Source organism: Candidatus Accumulibacter vicinus, assembly GCF_000584955.1.
Classification (GTDB): domain Bacteria; phylum Pseudomonadota; class Gammaproteobacteria; order Burkholderiales; family Rhodocyclaceae; genus Accumulibacter; species Accumulibacter vicinus.
The window spans coordinates 2,510-3,802 of record NZ_JDSS02000025.1 but is presented as its reverse complement, the minus strand read 5'-3'; the positions used below and the strand labels follow the sequence as shown (position 1 = coordinate 3,802).

The 1,293-nt window shown below is 57.9% G+C and carries 1 protein-coding gene; it reads left to right on the top strand.

Annotation, left to right across the window (positions count from 1 at the left end; all coding sequences use genetic code 11):
* Positions 1 to 82: 82 nt before the first annotated feature.
* Positions 83 to 1,183, top strand: coding sequence for a DUF4062 domain-containing protein (locus CAPSK01_RS22825; RefSeq protein WP_273703592.1), 1,101 nt, complete (start codon positions 83 to 85; stop codon positions 1,181 to 1,183).
* The last annotated feature ends 110 nt before the right edge of the window (positions 1,184 to 1,293 follow it).

Here is a 1,293-nt window from a genome sequence, read left to right as displayed (position 1 = left end):
AACAAGCGCCCGCTGAGAAGCGCAGAGGCTCAACAGCTGAAGCGTTAGGCGTCACTGAGCCCCTTGGTCGCCACGGAATCCGATGCCAGAAACCGTATTCCTTAGTTCTACATTCGCAGACCTCCAAGAGCACCGGAAGTCTGTGCTCTACGTCCTGCAGCGTATGAAAACGCTGCTAGAGGCGATGGAGTACTTTGGCGCAGAGGCAGATGCGCCGATGGATGTCTGTCTGCGCGCCGTGGATCGTGCCGACATCTACGTCCTCGTCGTTGGCATGCGGTATGGCTCAACTGATCCGCAAGGCACTTCAATCACTCAGCGCGAATACGAGCGCGCATCCGAAAGCAAGAAGAGGATCTACGTCTACCTAATTGATGAAGAGCGCCATCTAGTCGCGCCTAAAGACGTCCAGCGCGATGAAGGCGCGGAGCGATTGCAGCGCTTCAAGGACCTTCTGCGGCAGCGACATGTGTGCATGCGCTTTGAAAGCCCTGCCGATCTTGCCGGCAAGGTCGCTCTTGACTTGGTCCGTGATCTCACACCTGACCGCTCTGTGAATGAGAAGGTCGAGGCGATGGTTGCCGAGCTCAAGTCAGTTCGGCTGAATGCCGGTTACGGCATCGGCCTTCGCCCCCTGACTACCTTGGCTAGAGCCATACCGACAGAATCGAGCGGTACGGCGCTGCTAGCCGACCCCTATGTTCATCTAGCCGCATCGGCAGCCGCGATCGCCGCATCCATCGCTCGAAGCGACTTCTCAATACTCAGGGGCATGCTCGCTTTCGACAAGCAGGAGCTCGATCTTGTCATCGCTCTCCTGACCGTTTGGACTGTCGATCAAGATGCTGTTGCTTCAGCGATAAGGGCTACAAACGATCCGATGAAGTTCCGGATCCTTACTGCAATCGCGGGTCGACTGCGACTCGTAGATACATCCTCTGCGATCTGCGACGCGATGCTGAATCGATATGCAATGCACCTCCAGTTCAAGCAACTCGGTCAGATGGCTACACCCATCAAGGATGTGGCTAGGGTCGCACTCGTCTCCATGGGCAAGCCAGCTTTGCCGATCGTCGAGCGATATGCCGCAAGGGCAAAGGAGCTTCGACGTTGGCAGCAGAAGGAACTCTTTGAGTCCATTGTTCGTGAGGTAGGGCGTGCGCCGCCGCCAAGTGACGCCTAACCCCTCGTTCGAGCCGACCCGCTACGGCGGGCAGCGCAGCTCGAACGATAGCGCAGCACCGCTCGCGCGGTGCTGCGCTATCGCTTCAGCTGTTGAGTTCCGCTTCGCTC

Bases quoted from the DNA above. Each gene is read 5' to 3' on its own strand.
- CAPSK01_RS22825 (WP_273703592.1), top strand. From the start codon at position 83: ATGCCAGAAACCGTATTCCTTAGTTCTACATTCGCAGACCTCCAAGAG.